This is a genomic window from Polyangium jinanense, assembly GCF_028435365.1.
In genome coordinates, this window is sequence record NZ_JAGTJJ010000006.1 from 128,444 (window position 1) to 144,958 (window position 16,515).

Consider the following 16,515-nt stretch of genomic DNA (forward strand, 5'->3'; position numbering starts at 1 on the left):
GCTCGACTTCACTCAGTGCGACGCGGATCCGGGCTGCGCGTTCGCCGCGCCCGGCACGTGTTTGCCGTTGCCCGTGGTCGCGCCCGCGCGACGGCGACGCGGCGCCTCGCGCAGGTGACGCGCGCGCTCTTCCACCTCGGCCCACAGGTCCTCGGCGTGCTCGCGTTGCCGCTCCACGACGGCGCGACCGAGCCGCGCGAGGTGCAGGCCAAGCGCCGCGATCTCCACGACCGCGGGCTTGAGCCGCTGCGCGGTCCCCAGCACGACGACCGCGCTGCCGAATCCGAGAATGAACGATGGCGTGTGAAACTTCATCGACGAGCCTCCTCCTCGAACATCACGGGCGACGACGCCCACGATCCCGGCGCATACCGATCGGCCCCTTGGATCAGGGTCGATCCCGCCGGCATGTCGCGTCGCTCCACGACGATCGGAGCCTCCGGGTTGAACAGTGCTTTCCCTTCCCGCGCGAGCGTCGGGAGCAGCCCGAGCAGCACCGCGATCGAGAGATCGATCGGACCGAGCGGCGTCGTGCCGAGCACGCGACGCAAGCCGGGCAGGCCGAGCGCCGCCGCCTGCAGGCCGAGGCTCGCCACGAGCGCGCGCTGGAGCTCCGGGTTCGGCAGCGATCCGCTCGATCGACACGACCGCGCGTGAAGGAGCTGCGCCACGACGAGCGACGCGAACGACATCGTGCGGGCCCGCGGCAAGCTCGCGCCGGGCCCGACGGCCCCGATGCCATACGCGGCGAGCGAGATCGTCGCCATCTTCGCGGCCTCGCGCGCGAGCTTCTTTCCACGCGCCGGCCCGAAGAGCGGCGCTTGCGGATCACGCGGGGGCCTGCGCATCACGTCCGCGTCCGCAGGCTCGATCGCCAGCGCGAGCGCGGGCGCGACGTCCGTCAGCATGTTGATCCAGAGGAGCTGCAGCGGGCCGAGCGGCTCGGCGCCGACGACCGAGCCGGCGAGCATGACCATCACCTCGCTCGCGTTCGTCGCGACGAGGTACTCGATCGCGCGCCGCACGTTGTCGTAGAGCCTCCGGCCCTCGCTCACCGCGTCCGCGAGGCTGCCGAGATCGTCGTGCGCGAGCACCACGTCCGCGACCGCGCGCGCGATGTCCGTCCCGCGCTCGCCCATCGCCACGCCGACGTCCGCGGCCTTCAGCGCCGGCCCGTCGTTTACGCCGTCGCCCGTCATCGCCACGATCGCGCCGGCGTCTTGCAGCTCGCGCACGACGTCGAGCTTCGCCTCGGGTGTCACGCGGCTGTAGACATCGGCCGGGCTGATCCCGAGCTCGGCGCCGATCGCCTGCGCGGTCCGCGCCTGATCGCCCGTCAGCATCATCGTCCGCACGCCCGCACCGGCGAGCACCGCGAGCGCCTCACGTACCCCGCGCCGCGGCGGATCACGCATCCCCACGAGGCCCGCGAGCACGAGCGGCGCTTCGTGGGTCCTCTTCGGATCGCCGTCCTTCCGCCACGCGAGCGCGAGCACGCGCAGGCCGCGCGACGCCATCTCTTCGTTCATCGTGAGGAGCCGCGCGCGCTCGGCAGGGTCCACGCTCGCGCGCTCGATTACCGGCTCGGGCGCGCCCTTCACGAGCTCGATCCGGCCGAGATCCGGGTGCTCGTGCACCGTCACCATGAACGGCCGATCCGCGCTGCGTCGCTCCTCGCGCACCCGCTTCGCCGCGCCCCTTCGGCGCCGCACCGGGTAGCCGATCGCCATCGCGAACTCGACGAGCGCGCGCTCCGTGCCGCTGCCGCTCGTGATCTCGTCCCGCTCGTCGAGCTCCACATCTGCATTCAACGCCGCGATGCGCCCGATCTCTCGCAGCGACGAGACCGGCACGCGCCGGCCGTCTTCTCCGATGAGCCCGAGCGACGGAGGCGCGCCGTTCTCGACCGACGTCGCGCCGTACTCGACCCGCACGAGCCCCTCGCCCGGCAGGAACACCTCCGCGACGCGCATGCGGTTCTCGGTGAGCGTCCCCGTCTTGTCCGCGCAAACCACGCTCACCGCGCCGAGCGTCTCGGCCGCCGCGAGCCTGCGGATCACGATGCCCTTGCGGTTCAGCCGCTGGCTCGCGAGCGCGAGCGCCGTCGTCCCCACCGCGGGAAAACCTTCGGGGATCGCCGCCACGCCGAGCGCCACGGCCGAGCGCGCGAGCGCCGCGAGAGGCTGACCACGCAGAAGGCCGAGCGCCGTCACCGCGATCGAGCTCCCGAACGCGAGCGTCGCGACCCTGCGCCCGAGCTGATCGAGCTGCTGCTCGAGCGGCGCTGCACGATCGGCCGTGTGCGACAGCGCGCGCTGGATCGCGCCGAGCTCCGTCGCCCTGCCCGTCGCCACGACGATCGCGCGCGCGCTCCCCGTCGCCACGACCGTGCCCGCATAGAGCATGTCGTCCCGATCGGCGAGCGGAGCGCTCTCGGCCACCGCGGCCGTATCCTTCTCCGCGGGCTCGCTCTCGCCCGTCAGCGTGCTCTCGTCGATCGACAGATCCGAGGCTTCCACGATCCGCGCGTCCGCCGCGATCGCATCGCCGGCGCGCACGCAGAGCACGTCGCCTGGAACGACCTCGCTCGCCGCGACGGTCGTCTCCACGCCGTCGCGCAGCACGCGCGCCCACTCCACGCGGAACTTGCTCCACGCGTCGAGCAGCTCCTCCGCACGCGACTCCGTAAAATATCCGACGACCACGTTCGAGCCCACGACGAGCAGGATCGCGCCTGCTTCGAGCAGATCGCCGAGCAGCACGGACAGGCCCGCGGCGCCTGCGAGCAGCGCCGTCGGCACCGTGAAGACCTGGCCCGCGAGGATCTCGAGCGACGTGCGCGGTGCGACGCCCGCGAGCACGTTCGGACCGACCTCGCGCAGGATCCGGTGCGCCTCGATCGCCGAAAGGCCGCGCTCCAGATCCACCGAAAACGCCTGCGTGAGCTCGTCGATCGAGCGCGCGTGCCATGGCGTCGTCGGGGTCGCTTCCTCCTCGTCCTCGGCGCTGCCGTTCGCCCCGTACGTGCGCATCACGTCGCGCACCGAAGCGGCCGCGCTCTCGGCGAGCCGTGACAGCGAGGGCGGCGGCGGCCCCTGCGAGTCCTCGTGCTGCGCGAGGAGCGCGAGCACCTCCGCGCGTGACGTCTCCGCGTTCGGCGCGAGCACGCAGAGCACGGTGCCCGCATGCTCGTTTGCTCGCGCCTCGGTCACGCCCGGCAACTCGCCCAGGGCGCGCTCGATCCGCCTCGCGCGCACGGGCTCTCCGAAGAGCCCAGCCACCTCGACCCTGAGGCGCTGCTCGCTGTGCACCGCGCGCCCAGAGGGCTTGCCAGCATGTCCCATTGGCGCGCGCCCTCGGGTGAGGGCGCGCCACTTCATGATCGCCGAACGCACTCGGGGGCGCGCACGCAAAGAGCGATCCACGGCGCGATCACGCGCGGTCGTGCGGGCGCGGCGGTTTGGCGGGCGGACTCTACGGAGCTTTTTCGGCTAGTTCGGCGTGAACGAGATCCAGGCGCCGTCGAGCCACGTGTCGTCCTGCGAGAACGCGCCCGCGTAGCTCGCCTTCGTGTCGAAGAAGCCGTCGCTCGGCGGCGTCACGGCGCCCGTCGTGAGCGTCGCCTTCGGCCGGAAATCAGGCGCCTCGCGATCGTAGGGAGCGACAAGCATCGGGTCGACCTCGACGTTGCCGCTGTCGGTGAACCACTTGACCTCGTCGAAGCCCATATCGTCGTCCTTCTCGGAACCTTCGCCTTCGGGCGTCTCCACGTACGCGACGTTTTGCGCGAGATTTCCGTGGAAGATGGCCCCTTCGAGCGACACGGTCGACGCGTCGCGGACATCGATGCCGGCCTCGAAGCCCGTGGCGACGATGTTGTACAGACTCGCCTTCGTCGCGCGGCGCAGAAGCATCGCGTACTGCTGCTTGTCGACGTCCACGTTCTTGCCGACGAGCGTGGCGTTGTAGATCGTGGGCTCCGAGATCGGCGCGTTCGTCGTGCCCATCGCGTCGTTGTCACCCTCGAAGGCGTTCGTGTCGTCCACCGCGGCCGGATCCTGCTGGACCACGACGAACTGGAGTTTTCCGGTATACCCGAGATCCCAGTCGATCCCGTCGTCCTGATTGTACGTGCAAACCAGGTGCTTCGCGTTCACCGTGCCGCCGAAGAACTCGAAACAATCGTCGAGCGTGTAGCGGACCTGGACGTAATCGATCGTCGTTCCGCTGCCGACGCCGGCGAGCGTGAGCCCGTTGATCTCATTGTCCGTCGAAAGGAGAATTCCGCCGAATTCGATCCGCACATATTTCAGCACGCCGCTGTTGTCTGCCGGGTCGGTCCCGCCGTATTCGGTCTCCGCGCTCGCCTCGATTCCCTCGACGTTCGCTTTTCCGCCGGTCACGTTGATCGGCGCTTTGCCGAGCAGGATGACGCCGCCCCAATCGCCGGCAGAGCGGTCGCCGGGCTCGCTGCGGCTCGTGAAGACGATGGGCTCGTCCTTCGTGCCCTCGGCGTGGATACGAGCGCCCGGGTCGATGACGAGCGTGCCGAGCGTGGACTTGTCGCCCTTGATCGTGGTGCCCGGCTCGATCGTGAGCGTCGCGCCCGCGCGCACGTGCACGATTCCCCGCAGGAGCCAATCCTGGTCGGCCGTGAGCGTCAGATCCGACGTGATGTTCGCCGGGATCTCATTGCCCTTCGCGGGAGGCGCCGGGGTTTGTCCGTTCTCGTCCCCGCCGCAGCCGATCAGACTGGCCGCCAAAAGCGCGCTCGTCGCAAGCAATACCTTCGATCGCATGGTCGGTGATTCCTCCGGCCGCGCATTCTGGTGGTACTGCGTGACGCCATTGCAGGGCGCGCGTAACGATCTCGCGACAACCCGTCAATTCTGGAAGGTAGCGCTCAAGGTGAACGTCGCACCGGGCTGGAATTGCTGCACGACGTTCGTCAAGTTGGGAATGTCCTCGTGGGCGACGTTTTCTTGGCTTGGCCCCTGCGTGAACACGACGGGCGCGAGCAGGAGATTCTCCGCCGAGAGCTTCAGGTCCACGTATTTACCGACGCGCTGGGCCACGGTCACGTCGAGCAGGTGGCGCGGCTGCTCGTAGACGTCCGGGAGTCCGTCCATGCCCACTTGCGCGATGCGCCGACCGTAGACGTTATAGAGCACGCGGACGCGCGTCCCGCGCTTGTCGCTCGCGTAATCGAGCCCCGCGTTCACCACGTACGGCGATTGCCCGGCGAGCGGGCGGACGTTGCTCGTCTGCACCCCCTCGCCTTCTTCGAGGGAGACACGCGAATGCACGAGCGTCAAATTCGCAAGCACGCCGAGATCGGCGAGGATCGGGCTCACGAACGCGAGGTTTTTCCGCAATTCGAGCTCGATGCCGGCGTTCTGCGCCCCCTTCGCGTTCCGGTACGACACGATGCCGCGGCTCGACGGCATGATGATCTGCTCGATTGGCTTCGTGAAATCCTTGTAGAACACGCTGATCGCCGCGACCTCGGCGAGCGTCGGGAAAAACTCGAAGCGCAGGTCAGCGTTCACGATCGTGGTGCGGTCGAGATCGGGGTTGCCCTGGTTCTCGCGGGCGCCGAAGTAATCGGTGAACGAGAACGGCGCGAGCTCGCGTAGCTGCGGACGCGCGACCGTGCGCGTCACGGAGGCGCGCAGGTTCGACCGCTCGTTCGTCTTGAAAACGAGCCCGAGCGAGGGAAGCAGGTCCGCCGTGGAGAGCTCGACGTGCTGGGGCACGAGCTTCGACGGATCGATCGTATCGAGCCGCTGGGACGACGCCTCGACCCGCGCGCCGAGCACGACGCGCATCCACGGACGGATCGAGGTGTCCGCCATGAAGTACCCCGAAAACATGCGCTGCGTCGCGTCGTACGAGTCGGTCGTCCGCGTGTACTCCGTCAGGGAGAGGGAGCTCCCGATGTATTCGTTCGTGAAGAGCTGATCCGGCGGCAGCGAAAGCGCCGCGGCCTCTTCCGTCGTCTCCGGCGTCGGGATGTACCGGAAGCGCCGCGCGTCGAAGGCGCGGCTGCGAACCTGCACGAGGCCGCCCACCTTCACGCGCGTCGGCGAATCTCCCTTCCGGATGGGCTGCGTGTAATGCACGGCTCCGCCGAGGGCCGTCTCGGCCTGGCTCGCGTAGAAATGCATTCCGGAGAGCGTCGTGCTTTGCCACGCCTTCCGCCCGTCGTCCGCCAGGTACACGTTCTCCCGCGTATCCGGCTCGTCGCTCGTCGCGGCGGACGCTGTCAGGTTCCATTCGAGCGTCGCGTCATTCGCCTTGCGAATCTTGTGCTCGCCCGCGAGCTGACCGAACGTGAGCGAGCGGCTCACGAAGCGGAGGCGCGTATCGTAGGCAGTGCGCCCCGGGCCGCCCTCCTCGGCGCGCCCAGCGATCTCGCGCGCCTCGTTCTCCGACGAACGGCTGTGCAAGCCGATGAGCGAGACCTTGTGGTCCTTCGCATATCGGTAGGTGAGCCCCGCAAAGCCGCCCCAGGACACGACGTCGAGGCCCGTCTCCACGCGGTAATCGTTCTGCAGGTCCAGCTCGTTCGATATGTTGGTATCGATCGTGAACGTCCGAAGGATCTCGCCGCTCCGGACCTGGAATCGCCGCCCGTACGTCAGCGCCGCCATGTACCCGAACTCATGCTCGTCGCCGAACCGGTGCGTATTGCCGATCGTGAAGTTACCGCTCATGTTCGGCAACGCGGTCGTGCGCGAGGTCGTCATCGGGCGATTGAGCATGCGTCCGAACTCGTCGGCCTCGCGCTGGGTGACGAGTGATCCATCCGGCTTCACATCGCCCTTCCCGACCTTGTAATCGGTGGGGATGCCCGGCGGCAGCGCCCGCGTCCCGTCATCGATGCCGAGGAAATCGGTCCCGCCACCCGCATACGTGAGCCGGCTCCGGAACGTCGTCTCCGAGTTGGCCCCGAGGTAAAACGTACCGCTGATCGTGAACTTCTCGGGCAGCTCGCGCGTCGACACGCGCACCGAGCCGCCCGTGAAATCGCCCGGCATGTCGGGCGTGAACGTCTTGACGATCGTCAGATCGCTGAGGACCGTCGTCGGGAAGAGATCGAACGGCACCGCCTGCCGATCCGGCTCGGGGCTCGGCAGCGGCACGCCATTCAAGAGCGCATTCGTGTACCGATCGCCGAGGCCACGCACGTACACGTACCTCTGCCCGACGACGGAGGCACCGACCACGCGCCGCGCCGCGTCCGCCGCATTGCGATCCGGCGTCCGCGCGATCTCCTGCGCGCTCACCGCGTCGCCCGTGTGCGCCGCGTTCTTTCGGAGGAGCGTCTGCGCCGCGGCCGAGGCGCGGTCCGGGTCCGCCTCGATCTCGACCACGATCTCCTGCTTGCTCTCCTCCGTCGATAGCGTGACGTCGACCTTCTCGACCGTGCCGGCCGTGACGCGCACGTTCTGCACGCGTTGCGCCTTGTAGAGCTGATAAAAGACGCGAAGTTCGTAGGTACCCGGCGCGAGCTCCAGCCGGTATCGACCGTCGAAATCCGCGATCGCCTTCTTGTTCGTCCCGACGACCGAGACTTGCGCGTCGATCACGGGCTCTTTCGTCTTCGCGTCCGTCACGACGCCCCAGATGACGCCTTTTCCGGCGGGCGCGGGGCGGGACGGCTCCTCCTCGCCGAGGAGCGCTTCGTCCGCCCCCTCCTGGGCCAGCGAAAGCGCCGGCAAGAAGAGCGCGAGCGCAGAGGCGAGTGTCGCAATGGTTTTTCGCATGGGAAAAGTCAGCCGCCGAGCTTCTCGGTCAAGATTGCAATGCCCTTGGCCCCGCCCCTCTTCGCGATATCCATCACCTCGACGGTGATCCCGTACGGCGCGTCGTCGGCCGCGTCGAAGTAGAGGAGCTTGTCGCCACGGGCTGCGAAGATCCGTGTGAGCCGATCTCGCAGCTCGGCGCGCGAGACCTCGGTCTGGTTGATGCGGATCGCGCCCTTCGCGTCCACCGTGAGCACCACGGGTTTGTCCGCGTCCGGCGGCGGCTCGTTCTTCGCGTCTTCGTCCTTCTTCGGCAGGTTCAGCCATAGCTGCTTGTTCAGCAGCGGCGTCACCACCATGAAGATGATGAGCAGCACGAGGACCACGTCGACGAGCGGCGTGACGTTCATCGCCGGCGCGATGGCGCCGTTTTTTCCGCTCGAGGAGACGTTCATCGCCATGGCTAGCTCTCCTCCCCCGCGCCCTTGCCTTTTTGGCTCACGCTGAGCGCGACGCCCGTGTAGCCGGCGCGCTGACACGCGGCGAACGCGTCACGCATCTTCGCGTATTGCACCGTCGCGTCACCCTTCAGGACGACACGCCGATCCGGCTCCGTCCCGTGCATCGCTTTCAATCGCGCTTCGAGCGCCGGCACGTCCGCGAGGACCTCTTTTTCAATGAAGAGGTTGCCGCGCGCCGTGAGCGTCACCGTGATCGGGTCGAGCTTCGATTTGTTCTCGTCCGGCTGAATCACGGTCGGCAGCTCCACGCGCTCGCCGTGCTCAAGCTCCGGCGCGATGACCATGAAGATGATGAGCAGCACCAGGACCACGTCGACGAGCGGCGTGATATTGATGTCCGGCTCAGGCTGCTTCTTCGAGGAGCCGCTCTTCACTTGCGCGCCCATGCTGGTTCTCCATGTCGTCGAGCAATTCGCCAGCGCTCCGCTCGAGCGCCGCCTCGACCGCCGTGATCTTGCCGGTCAGGTAATTGAAGAAGAGCACCGACGGAATGGCCACCGAGAGGCCGAGCGCCGTCTCGATGAGCGCCTCCGAAATGCCCGCGCTCACCGCGCCGAGCCCGCCGGAGCCCGTCGTCGCGATGCTCTGGAACGCCGTGATGATACCGACGACCGTGCCGAGCAGCCCCACGAACGGCGCCACCGATCCGACCGAAGCGAGCACCGAAAGCCCACGGCGCAAATCCGCCGAAAGAGCCTCGCGCCTGCGCTCGACCTCGCGCCGCGCGAGCTCGACCGGCGTCAGATTCCCTTCACCCTCGCTCTCCGCGCGGAGAAACCGCCGCATCGCCGAGGAGACGAGCCGCGCAAGCGCCGAGAGTCGATATCGGTCCGAGACCCGGAGGAGCGCCTCCGTATCCCAGGCGTCGAGCAGCGGCTGCGCTTCCTTCACGAAGGCGCGCGTCTCGGCGTTCATGCGCGCGAGCGCGATCACCCGCTCGACGACGACCGCGATGGTCGCGATCGACATGAGCACGAGCACGAAGGCGATGAGCTTCGAGACGAGGCCCATGCTCGCCCAGATGTGCGCGAGATCGAATTGCATGGTTTTGCTCCTTGTCGAACGGTAATGCCCGACGAACTAGGTCTTGATCTTGAAATTGAACCTTGCGTTCTGATACGTGGCCACGGGGCGGCCCTCGACCATGGCCGGCTTGAAGCGCCAGGTCTTCACGGTCGCGACCACGTGCGCGGCGAGCCGCGGATCCCCTCGCACCACGGTCACGTTCGAGACGTCTCCCGATTCGGTCACGACAAACCGTACGATGATCGTGCCCTCGACCCCCTGGCTCTTCAGGTCCTCGGGATAAGGAGGCTGCGGCTTCGATATCGGCGAAGGCGGCGTGCCGTCCTCGCCGAGGACGATGGGTCCCGCCGCTTTGGGCGGCGGAGGCGGCGGCGGTGGAGGCGGCGGGGGCGGAGGCGGAGGCGCTGCGGCCATTGCAGTGCCCGTTCCGCCGGGCGTACCGCCCGAGCCCTCACCCGAGCCCTCGCCATAATCGTCGTCGCTCGCCTTTGCCTTGCTCGGATCCGCCTCCTTGGGCATTTCCGTCGGCACTTCCACGGGCACCGCGATCGGCTTGTGTTTCGGCCCGGGCGGCTCCGGCGCTTTGGGAGCCGCGTCCACGGGCGGCGGCGGAGGCGGCGGTTTCGGCGGCTCCACGGTGGGCGTGAGCTCGACGGCGACGACCTCCTCCTCTTCTTCCACGGCGGGCGCGCTCGATTTGATCGTCGCCCCGACGACGCCGACGGCCGTGCAAATGGCAATCGCCGTCGCGTATCCGATGAGAAGCCTCTTGCCACGCCCGGGATCGGTCTCCCCGACGCTCCACGCCTCGAAGCCCATTGCCGTCTTTCCTCGGCCCCCACCTTGACGATCGTTCGTGACAACCTCGTGAACGTCGGGAAACGTTCACGTGCGCGCCGCATGGCGCATTTTTCAATCGGGATGCGAGCCGGACAGATCGGGAGAACCGCCGAATCGATACCCGATCCCCCGCACCGTCTGCACGTAGTCGCCGGCAGGCCCGAGCTTGTCGCGCAGCCGCTTCACGTGCGTGTCCACCGTGCGGGTCGTGATATCGACATCCATGCCCCACACGCCCTCGAGCAGCGCGCCGCGCGTCTGAACGCGCTCGCGATTCTCGTAAAGGGCGAGCAGGAGCTTGAACTCGAGCAACGTGAGCTCGATCTCGACGCCGTCGACCCATACCCGGTGCGCCTCGTCGTCGATGCGCAGCCGGCCGAACTGGAGGACGCGCCGCTCGGTCGTCCGCGCCTTCACCCGCCGCAGGATCGCCTGCACCCGGAGGAGGAGCTCGCGCACGCTGAAGGGCTTGACCACGTAATCGACGGCGCCGAGCTCGAAACCGACGACGCGGTCGACCTCGTCGCCCCGCGCCGACACGATGACGACGGGGGTCTCGCGGGTCTCCTCGCTTTGCTGCAGGCTCCGGCAAACCTCGGTGCCCTGGATGTCGGGGAGCATCATATCGAGCAGGATGACGTCCGGGCGCCGCTCGCGCGCGAGCCGGATCCCCTCCTCGCCGCGCGCCGCGAGCACCACCTCGTGCCCCGCCTGCCGGAAGTTGTAATCGAGCACCTTGAGGAGCGCGGGCTCGTCCTCGACGACCAGGATGCGTGCCATCGCACCCGTGTTTATCCTCTTCCTGTTACGACCCGATGAAGCCTGTGTTGCAGGTTGGCGGGGAAATGCGGCGTGCGTGACGAATTCGTGAATGCGACGTGTCGAAACGGCGAGGCGCGTCCCGCGCGTGACGAATTCGTGGATGCGATGTGTCGGGGGCTTTTCAGCGAGGAGCTTTGGCGAGGAGCGCGACGCGCAAGGTGGCGAGCTCGCGGCGGAGCGGGGCGATGAAATCGGCGCTGATGGTGCGCTTCTGCCCCTTCATCGCGCGCGCGGTGTGCCACTTGCTGAGCGCGAGCCGCGACGCGGCGCGGATGAACGCGCGCCCCTCGGCGCCGCGCCACGAGAACGTGCACTGGATGCGGCCGACGGGCGAGCAGACGAGCTCGAGCTCCTCGTTCGTCAGGTTGCCGATCAGCACCTCGTCGCGGAGGAATTGGCGGATCGTGCGGCCCTTGCGGATGACGAGGGCGATGATGATGCAGAAGAACATCGCCACGAAGAGCAGCCAGAAGAGCAGCATGATGACGAACGCGTCGGGGATGACCGTGGGCACGAAGTTCCAGAGCGCGTGCAGGAAGACACCCGCGAAAAACCCGCCGATCGGCGCGAGCCACCGCACCCACGTCTTGCTCGACTCGCGCGCGATGCCGAACCCGATGCCGGTCATCGACGTGTAGAGCGGGTGTCCCCACGGCGCGAGGACGCCGCGGAGGAAGAAGGTCGTGCCGAGCTGGTCGGCCATGTCCGCGCGGGCGTAATAACTGACGTTCTCGACCGCCGCGAACCCGAGCGCGCAGAATGTCGCGTAGATGATGCCGTCGACGACGCCGTCGAACTCGCGCCTTAGGAAGTAGAAAAAGCCCAGGATGGCGAGCCCTTTGAAGAACTCTTCCGAGAGCGGCGCGCTCATGACGGTCGTCACGAAATTGCCGACGGCAGGCCCGAACAGGCCCGCGAACACGATGTGCACGCCCGTGTTGATCATGCCGGCGAAGCCCGTCGCCACGACCGCGCCCCAGAGGAACGCCATCGCGAGGCACCACCACGGCTCGGGATCGTACCGATCGAGCACCATGGGCACGAAGAGGTAGAAGCCGAGCGGCAGGAACGCGAAGAGCGCGCCCTTCAGGACCGCCGACATCATCTGCCCCGGCGCCTTCGACAGGAAGATCTCGGCCAGCGTGAACAGGATGTTCAGCACGACGCCGGCGATCATGCCGAGGATCCAAATCGCGAGCCCCGCCGCGCGCCGGCGCTTGTCCGGGTCGGGCTCCGTGGTCACGGGAGGCTGGGGCGCGCGGTAGCCTTGCGGTGGATACGGCGCCTGGCCGGGATACGGAGGTTGCTGCTGCGGGTAGGGAGCGTGGCCGTAGGGCCCGGGCGGCGGTCCGTAGGGGTTGTTCATGGCGGAACGCCCGACACGAGGGCCGGGCGTTCGCTCATCCTACCGTCTGTGCCGCCGCGAGCGCGAGGTCAGTCGGCGACCTTCTGCTGGATCACCACGTGCGGCGAAGGCGAGGTCGGCGCGTTCTGTTGCTCGGCGCTCACGATGAGCTCGAAGCTCGTGAGCGGCACGGTCGCCGTGGGCAGCGAGCCCGTCCGCTTGTCCGTGTTGTACGCGAGCGACCCGATGCGCTGCCACTGGCTGCTCGAGTCCTTGCGGGCCCACACGACATACGCCGTGGCGCCCGGCATGAGCCGATCCGGGGGAGCGAGGTGCTCCGCCTCGATGCTCACGGTGGTCAGAACCGTGCTGCTGTTGACCTCGGCCACGATCTTCGCGTCGGCGTCGGGCGCGCGCGGCGTGCCCTTGGCCATGTATTCGAGCGGGCCGCCACACGCCGCGAAGAGCAGCGCAAAGGCGACCGAAAGCATCCCGCGACCCATCCAGCTATGCGCGTTCATCGCACCTCCAAGCACCTGTCGATCTACCAGACTTTCCGCCCCCTTGCATTCTTTCCGACGTCGCGAGCTCAGGGCTTGACGACGCGCGTGCCCGGCGGCGGCGTGAAGTCGAACTCGCCCTTGGGGACGGGCTGGTTGACGACGGGCGCGCTGAAGTCGAACCGGTTCTTGTTGCCCTGCGCGTCGAGGATGAGCACGCGGCGAACCTGGTTCGTCTGCGCGTCGACGTAAAGGAGGACCTTCTGGTAAGCGGGCGTCGCGTCCTTGGGCGTGCCCTCGAGCACGTATCCGCCCTCGAACTTCATCTGCGCGGCGTCGAGCAGCTTGAGGTTGAAATCCTTCACGAGCTGGCCCGTGCCCATCAAGAAAGCGAGCGCCGCCGGGTATTGCGAGTTTTTGACCGGCGTCTCGAACATCTGCTCGTTTTCTTTCTCGTAGACGCGGATCACCTTGCCGTCGGACACGACGCGGTTGCCGTTCGGCGCGTCGTACGCCCAGCTCATCTTGCCGGGCTTCTCGAAGGTGACCGTGCCCTTCGACTCCTTCTTCACGTTCTGGACCTTGATCGTATAGGTCTGCGCGAACGTGGCCTTGAAGGTCTTCGTGGAGTCGTAGAACGCCTGGACGCGGCGGCCGATCTCCTCGGCCGAAGGCCCCTTCGCAGGCGCCGCAGCAGGCGCGGCAGGCGCGGCGGCCTGGGTGTGGCCGTCGGTCGAGCAGAGCAGGAGAGCAGGGACCACCGCGCACGCCGCGAGGAGGGAGGGGATCGAGAGGAACCTTACCTTACGCATCATTTTCTTCCTGTTCCGCGTAGTTGGCCGGACCGAGGGTGCCGCGGGGTTGGACGCAGGGCGCCCCCAGGCGATGCAAGATCAAGGGACGTTCGCACGACGTCGACGCGGGCGGGCGGGCGCGGACGCGGCAAGGGCTGCCTGGAAACCGACGACGTTGCAGTGCGTGAGCGCGATGGCGAGGGCGTCGGCGGCGTCCGACCGAGGCGGCGTGCCGAGCCGGAGGATGGCCGTCACGACCATGGCCACCTGGCGCTTGTCCGCCGCGCCCTTGCCCGCAACGGTGCGCTTCACGAGCGCAGGCGGGTACTCGAACGTCTGGAGTGACGCGCGGGCGAGCCGGAGCAGGACGACGCCGCGCGCATGGCCGAGCTTGGCCGCGCTCTGCGCGTCCTTGGAGAAAAAGATGCTTTCGACCGCGGCGTGCGAGGGCGCGTGCGCTGCGATGACCTCGCCGAGGCGGTCGTCGATGTCGACGAGGCGGTCGGCGAAGGTGCCGTCGAGGTCGACGTCGATGACGCCGTGGGCGACATGCTCGACCCGCGTGCCGACGCGTTCGAGCACGCCCCACCCGAGGTGACGGCTGCCAGGATCGATGCCGAGGACACGCACGCGGGGCGTTCTAGCAGACCCCGTGGCCGCGGCGGGGGAAGATCTTGTGGGGGTTCAGGAGGTGCTTCGGATCGAAGACGGCCTTCAAGCGGCGCTGCAGCTCGATGAGCTCCGGGCCCTGTTCGAGCGGGAGGTACTCGGCCTTGGAGGTGCCGACGCCATGCTCGCCCGTGAGCGTGCCGCGCATGCCAACGACGGCGCGGAAGAGACGATCGAGGCCACGCTCGACACGCGGGCCAGCGTCGGGGTCGTCCCAGAGGAAGTTCACGTGGAGGTTGCCGTCGCCCGCGTGGCCGTAGGAGAGCATGCGGATCGAGGTCTCCTCGCTGATGCGATCGATCTCGCGAAGGAGGTCGGGCAGGCGCGTGCGAGGGACGACGACGTCCTCGGAGATCTTGTAGCGGGCCATCGCACGGGTCGCCGGGGAGAGGGCACGGCGCGCTTCCCAAAGGCGTTCGCGTTGCGCGGCGTCCTGTGCGACGAGGACGTCGAGCGCGCCCTCGACGACACACGCCTCGCCGATGCGCTCCATCGCGGCCTCGCACGAGGCGGGATCGCCGTCGACCTCGATGAGGAGGAGCGCGCCGGCGCGTTCATCGACAGGGACGCCGCGGGCGCGGACGGCAGAGAGGGCGCCCGCGTCGAGGAGTTCGAGGCAACGCGGGACGAGGCCTGCCGCGATGATGGCGGAGACGGCGCGGCCGGAGGCGAGCGCGGTGTCGAAGAGGCCGAGGAGCGTGGCGACGCTCGGCGGCTTTGGGATGAGCTGGAGCGTGGCCTCCGTGAAGACGGCGAGCGTGCCCTCGCTGCCGACGAGGAGGCTCGTGACGTCGTAGCCCGTGACGCCCTTGACCGTGCGGCGGCCGGTGCGAAGGCGCGTGCCATCGACGAGCAGCGCTTCGAGGCCGAGCACGTATTCGCGCGTGACGCCGTACTTGAAGGCGCGCGGCCCGCCCGCGTTCTCGGCGAGGTTGCCGCCGAGGGCGCACATCTTGAGCGAGTTCGGATCGGGCGGATAGAAGAGGCCCTCGGCCTCGACCGCGGCGTGGAAGTCGCCGAGGATCACGCCCGGCTCGACGACCGCGACGAGCTCCTCGCGATCGATCTCTTTGATGCTGCGCATGCCGAGCGTGGTGACGACGATGCCGCCGCCGACGGGCACCGCCCCGCCCGATTTGCCGCTGCCGGCGCCACGCGGGACGATCGGGACCTCGGCTTCGCTTGCGGCCGCGAGCGCGCGGAGAATGTCGTCAGGTGTCTCGGCGACGACGACCGCGTCGGGGATCACGGGCTCCTGATCGGACTCGTCGCCCGCGTACGCCTCACAGCCGTCGGGCGAGGTGATCACCTTCGAGGGCCCGAGGGCACGCTCGAGCAAGCGCCGCGCCTTGTCGACGGCGGCTGCGGAGGGTCGGGGGAAAGGCGCGCGACGAAGCACGATCGATTTCTAGTACGGATCTCGGGCCGCGGCGACGCTCCCCTTTGCACGCCCTGTGCGGCCTGGTATCGAGGGGCCGTGCATCGCGTCATGGTTGTCTTCCTGGGCGCGCTGGGCCTCGCCGGCGTGGGGTGTGGGGACGAGGGGCCCGCGAGCGAGGCGGGCACCACGAACGAGCCGTACGGCTGCTCCGCGGACGCCGCGCCGACCCGAGCGGCGTCGTGCGTGGTCGCGTTCGAGCCCGGCGATGACGCAGGGTTCGGTGAGGATCGGTTCCCCGAGGTCGTCTACGGCGAGCCGCTCGGGAACGGCACGACGTCGGGCGGGCTCGACGTGCTCTCGCTCGGCCGAGGCGGCTCGATCGTGCTCGGCTTCGGGGGAAACGCGATCATCGATGGCGAAGGCCCGGACTTCGTGGTGTTCGAGAATCCGTTCTACGTGTCGGACGACCCGAACAACGTGTACGCCGAGCTCGCCGAGGTCTCCGTGAGCGCCGAGGGGGAGACCTGGCACGCGTTCCCTTGCGCGGAAGACGCGAAGCCACCCACGGGATGCGCCGGGTATTCGCCGGTCTTCGCGAACGGCGATCTGGGCGTCTCCTCCCTCGATCCCAGCGTTTCGGGAGGTGATACGTTCGACCTCGGGGAGCTCGGGGTGGGCGAGGCTCGGTTCGTCCGCATCCGGGATCTCCAGGGCATCGGCGCGGCGCCGAATGCGGGATTCGATCTCGACGCGATCGCCGTCCTGCACCCCAAGGTGCCTTGACGACGAGCAGCCGGGCAGAGCTAAGTTGTTGCAGATCAAAGCATTCGGGCACGCGTCGACCGGTTGGCGGGTGAAACGGGTTGCGA

Annotated in this window: 15 protein-coding genes; 1 reads left to right on the forward strand and 14 read right to left on the reverse strand. The window is 68.3% G+C overall.

Annotation, left to right across the window (positions count from 1 at the left end):
- Positions 1-12: 12 nt before the first annotated feature.
- The 14 genes from KEG57_RS15550 to KEG57_RS15615 form a co-directional block, all read right to left on the reverse strand.
- On the reverse strand, positions 13-315 hold the full coding sequence (locus KEG57_RS15550; RefSeq protein WP_272418878.1) for a hypothetical protein: 303 nt from the start codon (positions 313-315) through the stop codon (positions 13-15).
- Positions 312-3,344 (reverse strand): cation-translocating P-type ATPase, encoded by a 3,033-nt coding sequence (locus KEG57_RS15555; protein WP_272458581.1) that lies wholly within the window; start codon positions 3,342-3,344, stop codon positions 312-314. Before KEG57_RS15555 ends, KEG57_RS15550 begins: the two co-directional genes overlap by 4 nt.
- Before the next feature lie 147 nt (positions 3,345-3,491).
- On the reverse strand, positions 3,492-4,799 hold the full coding sequence (locus tag KEG57_RS15560; RefSeq protein WP_272418876.1) for a beta-helix domain-containing protein: 1,308 nt from the start codon (positions 4,797-4,799) through the stop codon (positions 3,492-3,494).
- An 84-nt stretch (positions 4,800-4,883) separates the two neighbouring features.
- Entirely contained in the window at positions 4,884-7,769 is a 2,886-nt protein-coding gene (locus tag KEG57_RS15565; protein ID WP_272458582.1) for a TonB-dependent receptor, read from the reverse strand.
- 8 nt (positions 7,770-7,777) lie between these two features.
- Positions 7,778-8,209, reverse strand: coding sequence for an ExbD/TolR family protein (locus KEG57_RS15570; protein ID WP_272458583.1), 432 nt, complete (start codon positions 8,207-8,209; stop codon positions 7,778-7,780).
- A gap of 2 nt (positions 8,210-8,211) precedes the next feature.
- Positions 8,212-8,655, reverse strand: a complete 444-nt coding sequence (locus tag KEG57_RS15575; protein WP_272418873.1) for an ExbD/TolR family protein — start codon at positions 8,653-8,655, stop codon at positions 8,212-8,214.
- Positions 8,612-9,313: a MotA/TolQ/ExbB proton channel family protein gene (locus tag KEG57_RS15580; RefSeq protein WP_272418871.1), complete on the reverse strand. Its 702-nt coding sequence runs from the start codon at positions 9,311-9,313 to the stop codon at positions 8,612-8,614. The genes KEG57_RS15575 and KEG57_RS15580 overlap by 44 nt, the downstream gene beginning before the upstream one ends.
- A 36-nt stretch (positions 9,314-9,349) precedes the next feature.
- On the reverse strand, positions 9,350-10,114 hold the full coding sequence (locus KEG57_RS15585; protein ID WP_272458584.1) for an energy transducer TonB: 765 nt from the start codon (positions 10,112-10,114) through the stop codon (positions 9,350-9,352).
- 93 nt (positions 10,115-10,207) lie between these two features.
- Entirely contained in the window at positions 10,208-10,915 is a 708-nt protein-coding gene (locus KEG57_RS15590) for a response regulator (protein WP_272458585.1), read from the reverse strand.
- Between the two features lie 163 nt (positions 10,916-11,078).
- On the reverse strand, positions 11,079-12,323 hold the full coding sequence (locus tag KEG57_RS15595) for a PrsW family intramembrane metalloprotease (RefSeq protein ID WP_272418867.1): 1,245 nt from the start codon (positions 12,321-12,323) through the stop codon (positions 11,079-11,081).
- 68 nt (positions 12,324-12,391) lie between these two features.
- Positions 12,392-12,823, reverse strand: coding sequence for a hypothetical protein (locus KEG57_RS15600; RefSeq protein ID WP_272418865.1), 432 nt, complete (start codon positions 12,821-12,823; stop codon positions 12,392-12,394).
- A gap of 68 nt (positions 12,824-12,891) precedes the next feature.
- A complete protein-coding gene (gene lolA / locus KEG57_RS15605; RefSeq protein ID WP_272418864.1) occupies positions 12,892-13,617 on the reverse strand; it encodes an outer membrane lipoprotein periplasmic chaperone LolA in 726 nt (241 codons plus the stop codon).
- 78 nt (positions 13,618-13,695) lie between these two features.
- Positions 13,696-14,226: a crossover junction endodeoxyribonuclease RuvC gene (ruvC, locus tag KEG57_RS15610; protein ID WP_272418862.1), complete on the reverse strand. Its 531-nt coding sequence runs from the start codon at positions 14,224-14,226 to the stop codon at positions 13,696-13,698.
- Positions 14,227-14,236: 10 nt separating this feature from the next.
- Entirely contained in the window at positions 14,237-15,664 is a 1,428-nt protein-coding gene (locus KEG57_RS15615) for an FAD-binding oxidoreductase (protein WP_272418861.1), read from the reverse strand.
- 78 nt (positions 15,665-15,742) lie between these two features.
- Between KEG57_RS15615 and KEG57_RS15620 the strand changes: the two genes are divergently transcribed.
- The gene (locus KEG57_RS15620) at positions 15,743-16,429 is read left to right on the forward strand and encodes a cell surface protein (RefSeq protein ID WP_272418860.1); all 687 of its coding nucleotides are present in this window, start codon (positions 15,743-15,745) and stop codon (positions 16,427-16,429) included.
- The last annotated feature ends 86 nt before the right edge of the window (positions 16,430-16,515 follow it).